The 15,856-nt window shown below is 71.5% G+C and carries 10 protein-coding genes and 1 pseudogene; 5 read left to right on the top strand and 6 right to left on the bottom strand.

All coding sequences use genetic code 11. The features are described 5' to 3' along the window. Positions 1-397 precede the first annotated feature (397 nt). Positions 398-931 carry an NUDIX domain-containing protein gene (locus tag ACFZB3_RS08490; RefSeq protein ID WP_391371684.1) on the bottom strand — a complete coding sequence of 178 codons (534 nt, stop codon included), beginning with the start codon at positions 929-931 and terminating at the stop codon, positions 398-400. 499 nt (positions 932-1,430) lie between these two features. Here ACFZB3_RS08490 and ACFZB3_RS08485 point away from each other — a divergent pair, with 499 nt between their 5' ends. Both ACFZB3_RS08485 and ACFZB3_RS08480 read left to right on the top strand, forming a co-directional pair. Continuing rightward, entirely contained in the window at positions 1,431-3,203 is a 1,773-nt protein-coding gene (locus tag ACFZB3_RS08485) for an ATP-binding cassette domain-containing protein (protein WP_391371682.1), read from the top strand. Between the two features lie 191 nt (positions 3,204-3,394). Beyond that, positions 3,395-6,394 carry a glycosyl hydrolase gene (locus tag ACFZB3_RS08480; protein WP_391371679.1) on the top strand — a complete coding sequence of 1,000 codons (3,000 nt, stop codon included), beginning with the start codon at positions 3,395-3,397 and terminating at the stop codon, positions 6,392-6,394. Positions 6,395-6,517: 123 nt separating this feature from the next. On the opposite strand, the gene ACFZB3_RS08475 is transcribed toward ACFZB3_RS08480, so the two are convergent. Next, positions 6,518-7,099 (bottom strand): TetR family transcriptional regulator, encoded by a 582-nt coding sequence (locus ACFZB3_RS08475; RefSeq protein WP_391371676.1) that lies wholly within the window; start codon positions 7,097-7,099, stop codon positions 6,518-6,520. A 106-nt stretch (positions 7,100-7,205) separates the two neighbouring features. Here ACFZB3_RS08475 and ACFZB3_RS08470 point away from each other — a divergent pair, with 106 nt between their 5' ends. Then, positions 7,206-8,402 carry an MFS transporter gene (locus ACFZB3_RS08470; RefSeq protein ID WP_391371673.1) on the top strand — a complete coding sequence of 399 codons (1,197 nt, stop codon included), beginning with the start codon at positions 7,206-7,208 and terminating at the stop codon, positions 8,400-8,402. 438 nt (positions 8,403-8,840) lie between these two features. Beyond that, on the top strand, positions 8,841-10,271 hold the full coding sequence (locus tag ACFZB3_RS08465) for a glutamate decarboxylase (RefSeq protein ID WP_391371670.1): 1,431 nt from the start codon (positions 8,841-8,843) through the stop codon (positions 10,269-10,271). A gap of 37 nt (positions 10,272-10,308) precedes the next feature. Here ACFZB3_RS08465 and ACFZB3_RS08460 read toward each other — a convergent pair whose 3' ends face one another. Further along, positions 10,309-11,742 carry a DHA2 family efflux MFS transporter permease subunit gene (locus ACFZB3_RS08460; protein ID WP_391371668.1) on the bottom strand — a complete coding sequence of 478 codons (1,434 nt, stop codon included), beginning with the start codon at positions 11,740-11,742 and terminating at the stop codon, positions 10,309-10,311. Between the two features lie 498 nt (positions 11,743-12,240). Next, entirely contained in the window at positions 12,241-12,789 is a 549-nt protein-coding gene (locus tag ACFZB3_RS08455; protein WP_391371666.1) for a CAP domain-containing protein, read from the bottom strand. 672 nt (positions 12,790-13,461) lie between these two features. Here ACFZB3_RS08455 and ACFZB3_RS08450 point away from each other — a divergent pair. After that, positions 13,462-14,307: a nuclease gene (locus ACFZB3_RS08450; RefSeq protein WP_391371664.1), complete on the top strand. Its 846-nt coding sequence runs from the start codon at positions 13,462-13,464 to the stop codon at positions 14,305-14,307. Between the two features lie 57 nt (positions 14,308-14,364). Here the strand turns inward: ACFZB3_RS08450 and ACFZB3_RS08445 are convergent. Together ACFZB3_RS08445 and ACFZB3_RS08440 are read right to left on the bottom strand one after the other, a co-directional pair. After that, a pseudogene (locus ACFZB3_RS08445) lies at positions 14,365-14,500 on the bottom strand ((2Fe-2S) ferredoxin domain-containing protein); the annotation flags it as partial. A gap of 21 nt (positions 14,501-14,521) precedes the next feature. Next, positions 14,522-15,646, bottom strand: a complete 1,125-nt coding sequence (locus ACFZB3_RS08440) for a DUF418 domain-containing protein (protein WP_391372080.1) — start codon at positions 15,644-15,646, stop codon at positions 14,522-14,524. Between the last annotated feature and the right edge of the window lie 210 nt (positions 15,647-15,856).

Genomic DNA, 15,856 nt, shown 5'->3' with positions numbered 1-15,856 from the left:
GCCCAACGACGACTTGGAGCCACCTGGAGCCGGAAAGTGGGCCCGATTCGGACCGTTGACGCCACCCCCACACCAGGTGACTCCGATCAGACATAGGGGCCAGGCCTTTCCTGCCCCAGTCGCAGGAAGTCAGGAATTGGACGACGGCGGGTTCGATGTCACGGTTGGCGTCGAAGACAAAGTCTCCCAGCGCCTCTTGCCGGGAGAAGCCCGCTGCGAAGCCCGCTTTCTTGATGCGGCGCTCGGACCGTCGCCGGTCACGCTCGTCGTATTCGGCCATCGCAGTTCGACGAGAAACCGTCACCGCCCTTGCCGAACGCCTCGTGGCCCCCCGCTCCCACCGGCCCAACCCCCGAAGAGCCCGGCACGACCAGCACCTTCGCCCTTCCAGCCCAGCTCATGAGCACGGCTTCTGCGAAGGCGCCGGGTCAGCACGACAGGCCAGATACCGACGGTAAATCTCCTGACTGTCAGGAGTGAAGGTCCACTGCTGCAGAATCCGCCGCAGCTCGGACTCGGTCAGCCACCCGTACCAGGCCACTTCTGCCGGATCGGGGGCGCCGACCTCCGGAAGCACGGCATCGCACACCCCAAGCCAGTGAGGGCTGAGCCCGCCCCGGTTGAGGAACTTGAAACGGAGGCGCACTGTCGCCCGCACCCCCAACTCCTCGCTGAGCTCGCGGGCAGCCGCCCGCTCATAGGACTCGCCGACTCCGGCAGCGCCCCCGACACCGAGTTCGTAGTGCCCCGGGAAACGAGACAGCTGCTCGGCACGCCGATGGACGAGAAAGCGACCGGCACCATCGCGGCACACCACCACGCCAACCCTGTGCAGCCAGCCCTCCCGAACAGCGTCCCGACGGCTGACTGCCCCCAGCACACGATCCTGCGCGTCAACGCGTTCCACGAGTTCATCCACGACGCGCACCATCGCAGAACCCACTGACACCCGCCTGGAGTGCCCCGACATGCACGCGGTCAACGCACGTCGGAGCGATCTCGTCCCACCGAACGATCTGGCGGAGGTGCCACTGCTCGGGGCACTCCGCCTGCTCGCCCGGCTGCATCGCAGCCACCGGCTGCCGGGTCCGCCGACGCGTTCTCCACCGTCGTGACCCATACCGGCCCGAACAGCACTACGGTGCCGCAGCCATCACCGAGGGGAGCGGATCGCCGCGCTTCCGGCGATACCGCCGGGCCGCACCCCCGGCACCCGGCACCCGGCACCCGGCACCCGGCACCCGCTGCTCCAGTCGCAGGCACCTCACGGCCAAAGCGCAAAGACTCCTACGCCGACGGACGGCTACCGGCTCCCGGCCCCTCCCGAAAATTCCGCGACTGCGTCATCCGGGCGGTGTACGGTGGCCCGCGGGCCCGGGGGAAAGCGGTTGCCGCAGGTCGGGGACAGGTACAGGGGAGGATCACCGCCGATGGCGTCGACGTCGGAACGGCCGCTCGACCACCGCTACCGGGGCGAACACCCCATCCGAACACTGGCCTATCTGCTGCGCGCGGACCGCCGCAAGCTGGCGGCGGCGGTCGTCGTGTTCACCGTCAAGCACAGCCCCATCTGGCTCCTGCCCCTGATCACCGCGTCCGTCGTGGACACGGTGGTCCAGCACGGGCCGGTCGCCCGGCTGTGGACGTCCGTCGCGGTCATCATGGCGATCCTGCTGGTCAACTATCCGCTGCACGTGCTGTACGTACGGCTCCTCTACGGCAGCGTCCGCCGGATGGGCACCACGCTGCGCTCCGCGCTGTGCACGCGGATGCAGCAGTTGTCCATCGGCTACCACTCCCGGGTCAGCGCGGGCGTGCTCCAGGCCAAGGTCGTACGGGATGTCGAGACGGTCGAGCTCATGGTCCAGCAGACCGCCGAGCAGGGGCTGGGCGCGCTCACCGTGCTGACCGGAGGGCTGGTCATCATCGGTCTCCGCACCCCGGAGTTCCTGCCGGTCTTCCTGGTCGTGGTGCCGGCGGCGACCCTGCTCGTGGCCCGGCTGCGGGCGCGGCTGCGGACCCACAACGAGCACTTCCGCCACGAGGTGGAGACGCTGTCCTCGCGGGTGACCGAGATGACGCGGCTCATCCCGGTCACCCGGGCCCACGGGCTGGAAGGCAAGGCGCTGCGCCGGATGGACGGCACCCTGAGCCGGCTGCTCACCTCGGGGATGCGCCTGGACCTGGTCAACGGCCGCTTCGGCTCGCTGGCCTGGGTGGTCCTGAACGTGATCGGCGTCGCCGTCCTGGCCGCCGCCGCGCTGGTGTCGTACTACGGCGTGTGGGGTGTCACGCCCGGCGACGTCGTCATGCTCAGCGCCTTCCTGACCACGCTCACCAACTCCACGACGACGCTCACCAGTCTGGCGTCGGTCATCACCAAGGGCCTGGAATCGGTGCGTTCGGTGGGCGAGGTGCTCCAGGCGCCCGAACTGGAGGACAACGAGGGCCGGGTGGAGGTCACCGCCGTCCGCGGGACGGTCACCTTCGAGCGGGTCGGGTTCGGCTACGAGGACGCCGGGCGTCCGGCCGTGGCGGACTTCAGTCTCGACGTGGCCGCGGGCGAGACGGTCGCCCTGGTGGGCGCGTCGGGGGCCGGCAAGTCCACCGTGCTCAACCTCGTCATCGGGTTCATCCGGCCCACCTCCGGCCGGCTGCTCCTGGACGGCACCGACATGAGCGGCCTCGACCTGCGCACCTACCGGCGGTTCGTCTCGGTCGTGCCGCAGGAGTCGATCCTCTTCGACGGCACGGTCCGGGAGAACGTCGCCTACGGCATGGAGGACGATGCCGACGAGGAGGCGGTGCGCGCCGCGCTGCGCGACGCCAACGCCCTGGAGTTCGTGGACCAGTTGCCGCACGGCCTGGACACCGTGGTCGGCGAGCGCGGTGCCCGGCTCTCCGGTGGCCAGCGTCAACGCCTGGCCATCGCACGGGCGTTGATCCGGGACCCGCGTGTCCTGGTGCTGGACGAGGCCACCTCCGCGCTGGACACCCGTTCCGAGGCGCTGGTGCAGCAGGCGCTCGCCCGCCTGCTGCGCGGCCGTACGACGTTCGTGGTGGCCCACCGGCTGTCCACCGTGCGCGGTGCCGACCGCATCGTGGTGATGGACGACGGCCGTATCCGCGAGATCGGCACACACGAGGAACTGCTGCGCCGGGGCGGTGCGTACACCGCGCTGCACGGCGGCCAGGTGGCCTGACGGGCGTCGGCGGCGGGGCCGCCGCGCGGGACGCGCCTGCAACCTTGAGCGGTCTTCATCGTCTTGAATCGTTGTCATATCTCTTGACCTCGGTTTGAGGACCGGATTACGGTTCCCGCGTCCAGCCGGATTGAAACGATTCAGTCCATGGTCTGTCCGTGCTCGCCCTTGGGACCACTTGGGGTTGAACCATGCTCGAATCCTCCTCTCAGCGCGGCGGGGCGACCCGCCGGTCGGTGCTCGTGGCCGGTGTGTCGGCCGGTGCCCTCGCCGCCCTCGGGCCGGCGCCGGGCGCCTTCGCCACCGGGGCCGGACCCGCCGCCGACTGGTTCACCCGGCCCGCCAAGGCCGTTCGGCCGAAGTTCCGCTGGTGGTGGCCGGACGGGCTGGTCGACCCGGCCGAGATCGCGCGGGAGGTCGACCAGATGGCGGCCGCGGGGTTCGGCGGAGCCGAGATCGCGGCCGTGCACCACAGCATCGCCGACCCCTCCGTGCTGGACACCGACCGGCACGGCTGGGGCAGCGCCCCCTGGCGCGACGGCGTGAAGGCCGCGCTGCGGCAGGCGGCCCGGCGCGGACTGACCGTCGACCTCACCCTCGGCCCGAGCTGGCCCGTCGCCGTACCCGGTGTCACCCCCGACGACGACGCGGCGGTCAAGGAACTCGCCTACGGCAAGATCACGTTGACGGGCGGCGCCGGGTACGACGGTCCGGTGCCGACCTCCGTCTACGCGGCCAACTCCGCAGTCACCGCGCAGCAGTTGTTCGCGGTCCAGGCCGCCCGGGTCAACACCGCCTACTCCAGTGGCAAGGCGACCGGCCTGGATGCCGACAGCGTCACCGACCTCACCGCCCGGGTGTCCGGCACCAGGCTGACCTGGACCCCACCGGACTCGGCGACCTGGGTGATCCTGGCGTACTGGCAGCGGGGGTCGGGGCAGCAGCCCGAGGCGGGCCCGCACTCCTCCCCCGCCGCCTACGTCGTCGACCACTTCAGCGCGGCCGGTACCGCGGCCCTCACCCGGTACTGGGACCGCGAGATCCTCGACGCCGGCCTGCGCAGACTGCTCGGAGCGGCGGGCGGCGCCTTCTTCGAGGACTCCATCGAGCTGGAGACCAAGGGCCTGCAGTGGACGCCCACGCTGCCCGACGCGTTCCGTCGGCACACCGGGCGCGACCTGCTGCCGTATCTGCCGGCCGTCGTCCTCGACAACGGCAACCAGGTCTTCGCCTTCGAGGCCCGGCTCACCCAGGAGATCCGGCACGACTTCTGGGAGACCGTGTCGAACCTGTTCAACGAGCACCACCTCGGGGCACTGCGGGACTGGGCGCACGGCCACGGCATGAAGCTGCGCTCGCAGCCGTACGGTCTGCAGACCGACGCCATCGCCTCGGCGGCCGTCCTCGACATCCCCGAGGGCGAGTCGCTGGGCTTCAAGAACCTCGACGACTACCGCTGTCTCGCCGGCGGCCGCGACATGGCCGGCCACCGCGTCCTGTCCTGCGAGGCGGGCGCGTACGCGGGCGGCGCCTACAGCACGACCTGGGACAAGTTCCTGCGCACCATGGGCGGCGCGTACGCGGCGGGCGTCAACCAGACCGTGATCCACGGCTTCTCCTACGCGACCGTGCCGGGGGCCGCCTGGCCCGGGTTCGCCGCGTTCAGCCCCTACAACGGCGCGGTGGGGTACGGCGAGTCCTGGGGGCCGCGCCAGCCCACCTGGCAGCATGTACCGGACATCGCCGGTTACCTGGGGCGGGTGCACCAGGTGCTCCAGTCCGGCACCGCCCGTGCCGACGTCGCCGTGTTCCGGCAGACCGGCTACAGCGCCACCGGCATCGGCGCGTCCTGGCTCACCTCCACCGGCGTGCCGCTCGGCTGGACCCACCAGTTCCTCAGCGGGCCCCTGCTCGACCTGCCCTCGGCCGCGGTGTCCGGACAGCGGCTCGCGCCGGACGGGCCCGCCTACAAGGCGCTGTTCCTCGAAGGCGACTTCTTCTACGGTTCCGCCCCGACGCTGGCCGTCGCCGACGCCCGCAGACTGCTCGCGTTCGCCCGGGCCGGACTGCCCACCGTCCTGTACGGCGCCTTCGACCAGGCCCTCACCCCCGGCCTCCCCGACGACGGCGAGACCGACGAACTGCGTGCTCTGACGGCCCAGTTGCTGGCGCTCCCGAACGTCCGCAAGGTCACCGACAAGACCCTGGTCGGCGCGGCCTTCGCGGACCTCGGTGTGACGCCCGACGTCGCCTACGGCACGTCCTCGACCCTTCTCAACGCGCACCGCGCGACCGACGACGCGGACTTCTACTACTTCTGCAACGGCAAGCACGCCGAGACCGTCAAGCCGCCGGTGGCCGCCGTCGACCACGACGTGACCGTGCAGAGCACCCGGCGCTCCGGTTCCGGCACGGTCCCCTATCTGCTCGATCCCTGGACCGGGCGGGTCACCCGGCTCGCCGAGTACACCCGGGACGGGGACGCGTTCACGTTCCGGGTGGCGCTCCAGCCCGGGGAGACGCTCGTCGTCGCGCTGGCGCGGCCCGCCGCGTTCGGGGACCGCACCGGGGCCCGTCCGCACGCGGTGGCGACGGAGGCGGACAGCGTGCTCTTCGCCGACGGCTCGCTGGCCGTGCGCGCGGCGACGGCAGGCACGTACGCCACCACCCTGTCGGACGGCCGCACGGTCACCGCGCGGATCCCCGAGGTGCCCGCGCCCGTCACCCTCGACCGGTGGACCCTCTCCGTCGACGACTGGCGGCCCGGCGCCGACGCCACCAGCACCGAGGTCGTCGGTCACACCCTTGCCCTCGACGCGCTGCTGCCCTGGTCGCAGATACCGGAGCTGGCCGACGTCGGCGGCATCGGCCGTTACCGGACGACGGTCGCGCTGCCGGGGAACTGGACCTCCTCGACGGGGGCCGTGCTGCGGCTCGGCAGCGTCGGTGACACCTGCCGGGTGACCGTCAACGGCATCCAGGTAGGCCCCGTCGACCGCGTCAACCCCGAGGTGGACCTCGGCAGTCTGCTCCGACCGGGCGCCAACACGGTCGAAGTCGAGGTCGCCACCCCGCTGTTCAACCGGCTGCGGGTCAGCAACCCGGCGGTGTTCGGGACGGCGGCACGCCAGGCGTACGGTCTCCTCGGCCCGGTCCGGCTCGTCCCCTACGTCCAGCGGACCGTGGCCTGAACCAAGGGCAGGGCAACTCCTCGTGGAGCGGATCCTGGTGGCGGGTGCACCGGCACGGGCAGGCCGACGCTCGCGGGTCCTGAGTCGATCCACTCGTCGCGGACCTGGACCGCGCAGGCCGGTTCAGGTGGCGTCCGTGGACAGGCGCGGGTCGGCGGCGACGATCGCGCGGACCGTTTCGGTGACCAGCCGGCGGTCCAGGGGGGCGTCGGCGAAAGCCCGGTGCATCGGCCAGCCCTCGATCAGCGCGTCGAGTGCGCGGGACACTCCGGGCGCGAAATGCAGGGCGAGGCTGTCCCTGCTGCGTTCCAGCCAGGTGCGGGTCGTGGCGGAGACCGCCTCGTTGTGGTTGGCGTAGGCGTACATCTCGAAGATGAGGGTCATGTCGCGTTCCGTGGCGTACGCCGGACCGCAGATCAGCTCGACGACGGCCGCCTCGGCCTCCGCCGTGGACGAGGCGGACTGCAGTGTCCGCCGGTAGAGCCCGGACATGGTGTCCGACAGCCGGGCGAAGGCCTGGGCGAGCAGGTCCGCCATGCCGTCGAAGTAGTAGGTGAGCGAGCCCAGCGGGACGTCCGCCCGCGCCGCGATCTTCCGGTGGGTGGTGCTGTGCACGCCGCTCTCGGAGATCACGTCCAGGGCTGCATCGAGGATCCGCTCCTTGCGTCCGGGGTCGTTCGGGATCTCGCGTCGTGTGCCGCTCACGCCCTCAATGTGCCATGGGTTGCCCCCTCCAGAGTGTGTACAGACGTACAGGTTAGTGTGTACGGTCGTACAGACTCGTGTACGGATCCCGCTGGAGCCACCGCCCATGACCTCTGACCTCGCCCGGCGTCGCACCGCCGTCTTCGTCCTCTTCTTCGCGCCCGGGCTGACCATCTCCTCCTGGGTCACCCGCACCCCGGACGTACGCGACCTGCTCGGCGCCTCCACGGCGCAGATGGGTCTGATCCTTTTCGGGCTCTCGGTCGGTTCGATGCTCGGCATCCTGTGCTCGGGCACGGTCGTGGCCCGCTGGGGTGCCCGGCTCGTCATCCTGGCCGGCACGTCGGCCGTCGCCGCCGGTGCGGTGGTGGTCGGGGTGGGGGCCGCCGTCGGTTCGGGGGCCTGTGTCGCGCTGGGCCTCGGGCTGTTCGGTCTCGGCATGGGCGGCGGCGAGGTGGCCCTCAACGTCGAGGGCGCCGAGGTCGAGCGGCTGCTCGGCCGCTCCACCCTGCCCGCCATGCACGGATTCTTCAGTCTGGGCACCGTGCTCGGGGCGGTGGCCGGCATGTGCCTGACGGCGGTCGGCTTCCCGGTCCTGGTCCATCTGCTCGTGGTGGCCGCGGTGGTGCTGGGCGCGCTCGCCCTGGTCATCCGGCGCGTCCCGGCCGAGGTGGGCCGGCAGACCGTCGCCGGACGCCGCGTAGCGGGCGCGCCGCGCGCCGCGGTGTGGAAGGACCCCGCGCTGCTGCTCATCGGCTGTGTCATCCTCGCGCTCGCCATGGCCGAGGGCACTGCGAACGACTGGCTGCCGCTGGTCATGGTGGACGGTCACGGCTTCGACCCCGCGCTGGGCTCGGCCGTGTACGCGGTGTTCGCCGCCGCGATGACCGTGGGGCGCTTCGTCGGCGGGCGGTTCGTCGACCGGTTCGGGCGGGCGGCGGCGCTGTGCGGGAGCGCGCTCGTCGGTGCTGCCGGACTCGCCCTCGTGATTTTCGTCGACAACCAGGCGGTCGCGGCTGCCGCCGCCGTCCTGTGGGGCCTCGGGGCGTCGCTCGGTTTTCCCGTCGCGCTCTCCGCGGCGGGCGACTCCGGCGCCGACCCCGCCGCCCGCGTCGCGCTCGCCGCGACCGTCGGCTACGTCGCCTTCCTGGTGGGCCCGCCCTCCCTCGGCTACCTCGGCGAGCACTTCGGGCTGCGGCACGCCCTGATCCTGGTACTCGTCCTGGTGGTCGCGGCCGTCTTCGCCACCCCGGCCGCCCGCTCGCCCCGGGAGGCGGGCGACCCGGAACCGGCGGGTGCCTGAGAGCGGAGCCCGTCAGCGCCTCCGCTGGACGCCCGGGGTTCGCCGGAGGGCGCGGACGTCCCGACGGGCTGCCGAGGCGGTGGCGAGATCGAGGCGCACGCGGCTCTTCGCCGTTCTCTCGGGTTCCGGGAGCCGTTCTCTCGGGTTCCGGAAGCCGTTCCCGCGGTCTCCGGGAGCCGTTCTCTCGGCTTCCGGGACAGGAACGACGTCGAGGCGGACGGCGCCCGAGTCACCGGAGATCGGCGCCCCGCACGGCACGGCTCGCCCCCTCCAATGGGGGCCGGCCACCGTCCGCCCGTATACGCGAGGGAAAATTCAGTTCATCGGTCCGCAAACCGGTCGCTGGATCGGTGTAATCGGCACAGATGCGGCACCGCTCGGCGATCTAGCGTCAGGAGTGCACGGGGGCCACACGGACCAGAAAGCACCGAGACGCACATGCCCATCCCGGATACCGACGTCATCTCCGCGACCGACTTCCGCATCGACATCGACACCGACCCCGACTTCCCGCCCGCCGCCGCCCAGCTGCAAGGACCCGCCGACGAACTGCCGTCGGCGGCGTCCGCGCCCGAGCTCGTCCTGCAGCAGGTACGCGACGAACTCGCGCTCGACGGCAACGCGCAGCGCAACCTCGCCACCTTCGTGACCACCTGGATGGAACCGCAGGCGCGGCAGCTGATGGCCGACACCGCGGAGAAGAACCTCGCGGACCGCGCCGAGTACCCGCAGATCACCGCCATGGAAGAACGCTGTGTGCGGATGCTCGCCCGGCTCTGGCACGCACCGCGCCCGGAGCAGGTCCGGGGCTGCTCCACCACCGGCTCCAGCGAGGCGGCGATGCTGGGCGGTCTCGCGCTCAAGCGCCGCTGGCAGCAGCGCCGGCGCGCGCAGGGGAAGGACACCGCCCGGCCCAACCTGGTGATGGGTGCCAACGTCCAGGTGTGCTGGAAGAAGTTCGCCAACTACTTCGAGGTCGAGCCGCGTTACGTCCCGATGGAGCCCGGCCGCTACCACCTCACGCCCGACACCCTCACCGCCTACTGCGACGACAACACCATCGGCGTCGCCACCGTCCTCGGTTCCACCTACGACGGCTCCTACGAACCCGTCGCCGACATCTGCATGGCTCTGGACGGCTATCAGGCGGCGACCGGCACCGACATCCCCGTGCACGTCGACGGCGCCTCCGGCGCGATGGTGGCCCCGTTCCTCGACCCGGGTCTGATGTGGGACTTCCAGCTCGAACGCGTCGCCTCCATCAACACCTCGGGGCACAAGTACGGGCACGTCTTCCCCGGCCTCGGCTGGGCCCTGTGGCGCGATGCCGAGGCCCTTCCGGAGGACCTGGTCTTCGAGGTCGACTATCTCGGCGGCCGCTCCCCCAGCTTCACGCTCAACTTCTCCCGCCCGGGCGCCCACGTCGTCGCGCAGTACTACAGCTTCCTGCGGTACGGCTTCGAGGGGCTGCGCCACCTCGCGGTCCAGAACCGTACGACGGCCCGCGCCCTCGCCTCCCGCATCCGGGCCGTCGGGCCCTACGAGCTGGTCACCGACGGATCCGAACTCCCGGCCCTCGCCTTCCGACTCGCGCACGGCGCCCACGGCTTCACCGTCTTCGACGTCTCCCACGCCATGCACGCACGCGGCTGGCATCTGCCCGCCTACGCCTTCCCCGCTCCCTGCCAGGACGTCTCCGTCCTTCGCCTCGTCGTCCGCACCGGATTCACCGCCGAACTCGCGAGCGCGTTCATCGCGGACCTCACGGACGTCACGCGGCAGCTCCAGCTCCGCCGGTCCATGCCCGCGCCGGTCACCGAGCCCCTCGTGGTCGCGGCGGAGCCGGCGCACGCCAACACCTCCGTGTAGGCCGGAACTTCCGCGTCTGCAGACCTGCACGACGTCCTCAGGCCGTCCTGGGCTTTTCCGCTACCACCGCCGGTACGCACAGCCATGCGAGGCCCGCGGCGGTCAGGTAGGCGAGCGCGCCGACGGCCATGCTGGTGCGCAGGCCGGTGTCGTAGTCGGTGGCCGTGGCCAGCAGGCTGCCGCCGAGCGCGACGCCGGTGGCGCTGCCGATCTGACGGGCCGTGTTGAACAGGGCGGAGGCGGCGCCCGCGTAGGCGGCGGGCGCGGCCCCCATCACGGTGGCGGTCGAGCCGGTGAGGGCGAAGGAGGTACCGAATCCCGCGGCCATCATCGGGGCCACCAGCAGCGGGTAGGCGGGGGCGGCGCCCGCGGCGGCCCAGCCGGTCAGTCCGAGGGCGGCCAGGAGCATGCCGGAGATCACCAGTGGACGGTCGCCGGTGCGGCGGGTCAGCCGTCCGGACAGGACGGAGGCGAACATGGTCATCGCCACCGCCGGGAACAGCGCCACCCCGGTGCCCAGGGCGCTGAAGTGGCGCTGGTGCTGGAATTCGAGGCTGGCGGTGAACACCATGCCGTAGAAGCCGAAGTTGAACAGCAGGCCGATGACGGCTCCCCCGCTCATCGCCCGGGAGCGCAGCAGGCTCGGTGGCAGGACCGGGGAGCGGGCGAGCCGCTCGCGTACCGCGAACGCCATGGCGGCCAGGACGGCCAGGCCCAGCCCGGCGAGTACGGCCGGATCGGACCAGCCGCGCCGCCCGGCCTCGTTGAGCGCCGCGGTCAGCAGGGCGGCCGTCGCCATCACCGCGCACTGTGCCGGCCAGTCCAGGGCCCGGTCGGCACGCCGGGGCGAGCCGGTCACGTGCCGCAGCGTCAGTACCAGGCAGGCCGCTCCGACCGGCAGGTTGATGAGGAACACCCAGCGCCAGCCGAGGGTGGAGACGAGCAGCCCGCCCAGCAGCGGACCGGCGGCGGCCGCGATGCCCGCCATCGAACCCCACAGCCCGAAGGCCCGGGAGCGTGCGGCCGCCGCCGGGTAGGCCTGTTGGAGCAGGGCCAGGGAGCCGGGCACGATCAGGGCCGCGCCGAGCCCCTCCACCAGCCGGGCCGCGACCAGGAAGGGAGCGCTCGCCGCGAGCGCGCAGCCAGCGGACGCGAGCGTGAACACCGCCACGCCCGTGCAGAAGACCCGCCGGTTGCCCAGCCGGTCGCCCAACGCGCCGCCGGTGAGCAGGAGTCCGGCGAAGACCATGGTGTATCCGTCGGTGATCCACTGGATGCCGGTGAGCGAGGCCGACAGTTCCCGGCCGATCACCGGCACGGCGACGTTGATGGCCGTCACGTCCAGGATCACCATGAAATACCCGGCGCACACCGCCAGCAGCGGCGCCCAGGACCGTTGCCGGGGCTCCGGCGCCGTACCGGCAGAGGACTTCGCCCCACCACCACCGGCCGACGACTCCGCGAACGCCACGGCCCCAACTCCATCCGATCGACCGGGACACGACACCGAAAGCCACAATAAGGGACATATTGTGGGCTGCGGGTTCGCGTGCGGTGGCGGGTTCGCGCATCGTCCTGCGGGCCCGGTCGGTCGGTCGACCGACCGTCGTCGGCGTGTTCAAGGCGAGTGGCGCGTCTCCGGCCGGACACCCATGGAGTCACCACGAGCGCAGGTTGCCGAACGTGAACTCCGCCCCACCCTGCGCGAGCAGAGAACGTACATTCCCGACGACCGCTCGCTACGGCAGACCCGATCTACAGAGGCAGGTCGTTGCGGCTGGGTCCTGGAGGGGCCCTCGATCGCTCGCATCACCCCGCGCACACGGGTGTTGGTGAGCTGCTCGGTGCAGGAAAGGGTGGCGGCCTCGAACGCTTCGGAGCCACGTCCCCGTTGGCACGCGCGCGTGGCCGTCGCTTGGAGGCCCCCCTCCCCCCTTCCAGGCATCGGAGGTGTCACCCTTCCCGTTGGTCAGAAAGTGCGCGTGTCGCAGACCGCGGGCCGGGTGTTCAGCTTGCGGTGGTAACCCAGCAGGTCGATGTCCCAGTACGTACGGTCGTATCCCAGGCCCCAGGCGACGAAGCTCCGGTCCACCAGGGCCTTGTAGAAGTCGTTGTCCGGGGCGGGGTCGGTGGCCATGTCGGCGAAGTACCCGTCGTGGCTGTATCCGGAGAACATGTACTCGGCGACGGTGGTGGAGTAGAGGCCCGCGTCGTTCAGCCGCGTGCGCAGGTCCCGCCCGTCGCTCCCCACCGGGGTGAGTCTGTTCATGCTGGCCATGTCCCGGGCGTGGCTGCGTCCGACGTCGCCGGCCCGGGCGGAGATCAGGAGCGGCGGCACCCCCAGCCGTGCCCGCTCCTCGTTGATGACGCAGGTGATGTTGTCGACGTCCGGGTAGTACTGGCGTACCGCGGCCGGGGCGGACACCACCGGGGTCCGGGCGGCTGCGGGGCCGGGACTGAGCAGGGCGACGACCGCCACCGCCGCGGCGACAGCCGCCACACAGCGCGTGCGCTTCACGAGGGTTCCTCCAGGGACACGACGAAGCCGGCCCACCGCCGGCACCGTCACGGTGCCAGCCGCCCCACCCCACGCCCGGCACCCACACGACCAGCTCACCCGCACGGACCAGCCCGACACCCGCACGCCGTGCCGCCGGCGCCAGCGGCCACCGGGGGAGAATCCGGCCGAGTGCACCGGCGGCGGGCCCCAGAGCACGCCGGTTGGCCGGCGCATGTCCGCGGTAGTTGGTCGGTGAGGCAGCTGGGGAATCTCTGTCGGCTGCGGTTTCGGCCGCCCTCGGCCCATGCCGGTGGCGGCATCCGCCGGTGCGGTTTGGCTGTTGTCCGGGCCCGGGCAGCCGAACGTTGCCTTCGAAGCTGTCCGGCTGGTGGGGAGACAGAGCGACCATGTGGTGGTCACGGGGCATGTGAACCCGCCGCGGGACGAAGATCCCGCCGGGTACCCGGCACGCCGTCAACGGCCACCAGCCCGTCACCGAGCCCTTCCCCTTGGGCCATACACCTCGTCGACGAGGCCCGAGCGCCCTCCGCGCGCCTCGCGACGCGGACCAGGGCCGGAACACTACCTTGTCCATTACGGGATAATTGTCCATACGTGCGCGCCACGCTCGTATGTGCGTACGGCGATGGTCCCTGCCCGTGCCATACCCGCGCCCTCATCGGAGTCGTCATGCCTCTGCTGCTCATCCAGGGCAAGTTCCGCCTGAAGAACACTCAGCCAGACGGAGACACCGTTCACTTCGTCGCCGACAACCCGACCGACTGGAACCTCGTCGGCGGCGCGCATCCGGTGCACGCCACCAACGGCGAGGCCCCACTGCGTCTGGAGGCCATCGACGCGCTGGAGACCCACTACGCCGGAGAACACCAGCCACTGCAGTTCGGCCACGCCGCCGCGGCGGAACTCCTGACGTGGCTCGGCTTCAACGACGTGCAGCGCAAGCCGGACGAGAGTGTCATCGCCTCGACGCCCGAGACCACACCCGGCTACATCCTCACCGGGGGCGGCGACATCCACAACCGCGCGGTGGCCTTCGTCGGGCGGGGCGCTCCTCCCGCGGCCAGCGGTACGGCCGTCACCGTCGACGCCTCGCTGTTGCGGCAGACCGCCAACCACCACCTGGCCTCACTGGGTCTGGTCTATCCGACCTTCTACACCAGCCTGTTCCGCGACCTGCGACTGGAACTCACAGCCGTCGCGCAGAGCGCCCGGACGGCCCGCCAGGGTCTGTGGCCCCAGGACGTCACCACGTCCGGATTCAAGTTCTCCGATCTGTCGACCATCACCGACGACGTCGTGATCCTGCCCAAGCTGTTCCGTCGGCTCGTGGACTTCCTCCAGCTCAGCATGCCCGTGCACTGCTTGCCCGCGTACCTCGCCGGAAAGGGGGACATGGCAACCGTCCTGTCCACCGGTGAACGCATCGTGGGCCTCCACCACGTCGTCAACGTCACCAACGGCGGCACCATCCGCATGACGCACCCGGCCGAGGACCTGCTCTTCGACGAAGGCTGATCTGCCGGACCCCATCGGCGATGCCTGGCACCTGGGCAACCGCCCCGAGCTCGGCCTTCAGTGCGGCGAGTTGGGCCGCGTGGTCGACGCCGGGAATCCTGCCCGTGCCGCAGCAGCAGCCCCGGCACCCGGTCACCGTGCACTCGGGCCGGGGCGCAGGCGGAGACCCCGGCCGCCGTGGCGGCCGGGGCACGCTGGGCCCGGCAGGTCCCGGCTACCGGAGGTGGCGGGTAAGTCGGGTGGCCTTGTGCAGCAGGTACTCCAGGGGCCCGCGCCGGAACAGACGGGTCCAGACCATGGCCAGGACCGTCGCCGCCCCGATGAAGCCGAGAAGTACCGGCAGCCCCCCGCGCAGGGATTCGTCCTCGATCGCCGGCACAGGCCAGACGTCGGTGAGGAACCACAGGGCGACGACGTGCAGGACGTACACCGTCAGCGCCATCGTGCCGACGGCCGCGACGGGTCTGGCCACGGTCATGAGGCGCGGCGTCCGGTCGGCGACGGTCAGGCAGGCGGCCACCACCGCGAGAGCGACGCCCGTGTTCCCGAGGATGGAGAAGGTCGTCTGACTGTGCGGTGCCGCGACCAGCAGCCAGGCGAGCGGAGTGTGAGCCGTGGGATCGCCGACGGTGTCGGACCACCAGGCCGACGACGCCGACCCGCCGTCGGTGGCGGCCGCGACGGTGGAGAGAGCGTGCGGGACCAGTCGCAGGGCCAGCCAGGAACCGCCGTAGCCGAGCACCGCGAGCCCTGTGCCCGTGAGGGCGAGCCGTGACCGTATGCCGGGCCGGCTGAGGTCCAGCCGGGCCACCGCCATACCGGCGACCACGAACGGCACCCAGGTGAGCACCGGGTACTCCCCCGTGAACAGCAGTTCCACGAAGCCGTCCGTGCCGGTGATGCGGGCCAGCGGATCCCTGGCGGTGACGGCGTCCGCCCAGTTCCCTCGCTCGATCGAGCTTCGGATCACGAAGAGCAGCTGGGGCATGACCAGGGCGCCCGCGGCTGCGATGAACGCGAGCGTCCGTGCCCGCAGCCGGTACAGCGGGAGGACGGCCAGGAAGATCAGCCCGTAGAAACTGAGGATCACGGCCACGTCGGTGTCCAGGGCGGTCAGGGCGTAGCCGAGCACCGCCAGGAGGACGGCGCGGATCACGATCCGCGCCCTTGCCTGACGGCCCGCGCGCCCGGTCCGCGGACGGGGCCGGCCGGTGATGATGACCAGCGAGAAGCCGGCCAGCAGCGCGAAGAGGGCGGAGCTCCGCCCCCGTGCCGTCTCCAGCAGGAATCCCACCGGGCCGCCCACCGTGACGTCGGGGCCGACGTGCGCGGCGTACATGCCGAAGACCGCGAGACCGCGCGCGAGATCGATGCCGACGAGCCGCGCCGTGGACCGCGTACCGGCGGGGACCGAAGCGACCGTGTCGGAGGGGACGGACAAGGGCGTGACGGGAAAAGTGGTGGAGCGTGCCCTCGTGCAGTCGTCCGACACGTCTGCCGGCACCACCGACGGTGCGTTCAGCGTCATGTTCCGAGGTTTCACCGTCGA

The sequence above is a fragment of the Streptomyces sp. NPDC008092 genome, from assembly GCF_042957285.1.
Taxonomy (GTDB): domain Bacteria; phylum Actinomycetota; class Actinomycetes; order Streptomycetales; family Streptomycetaceae; genus Streptomyces.
Note: the sequence above shows the minus strand (reverse complement) of the source record. Positions and strands in the feature narration are given on the sequence as shown.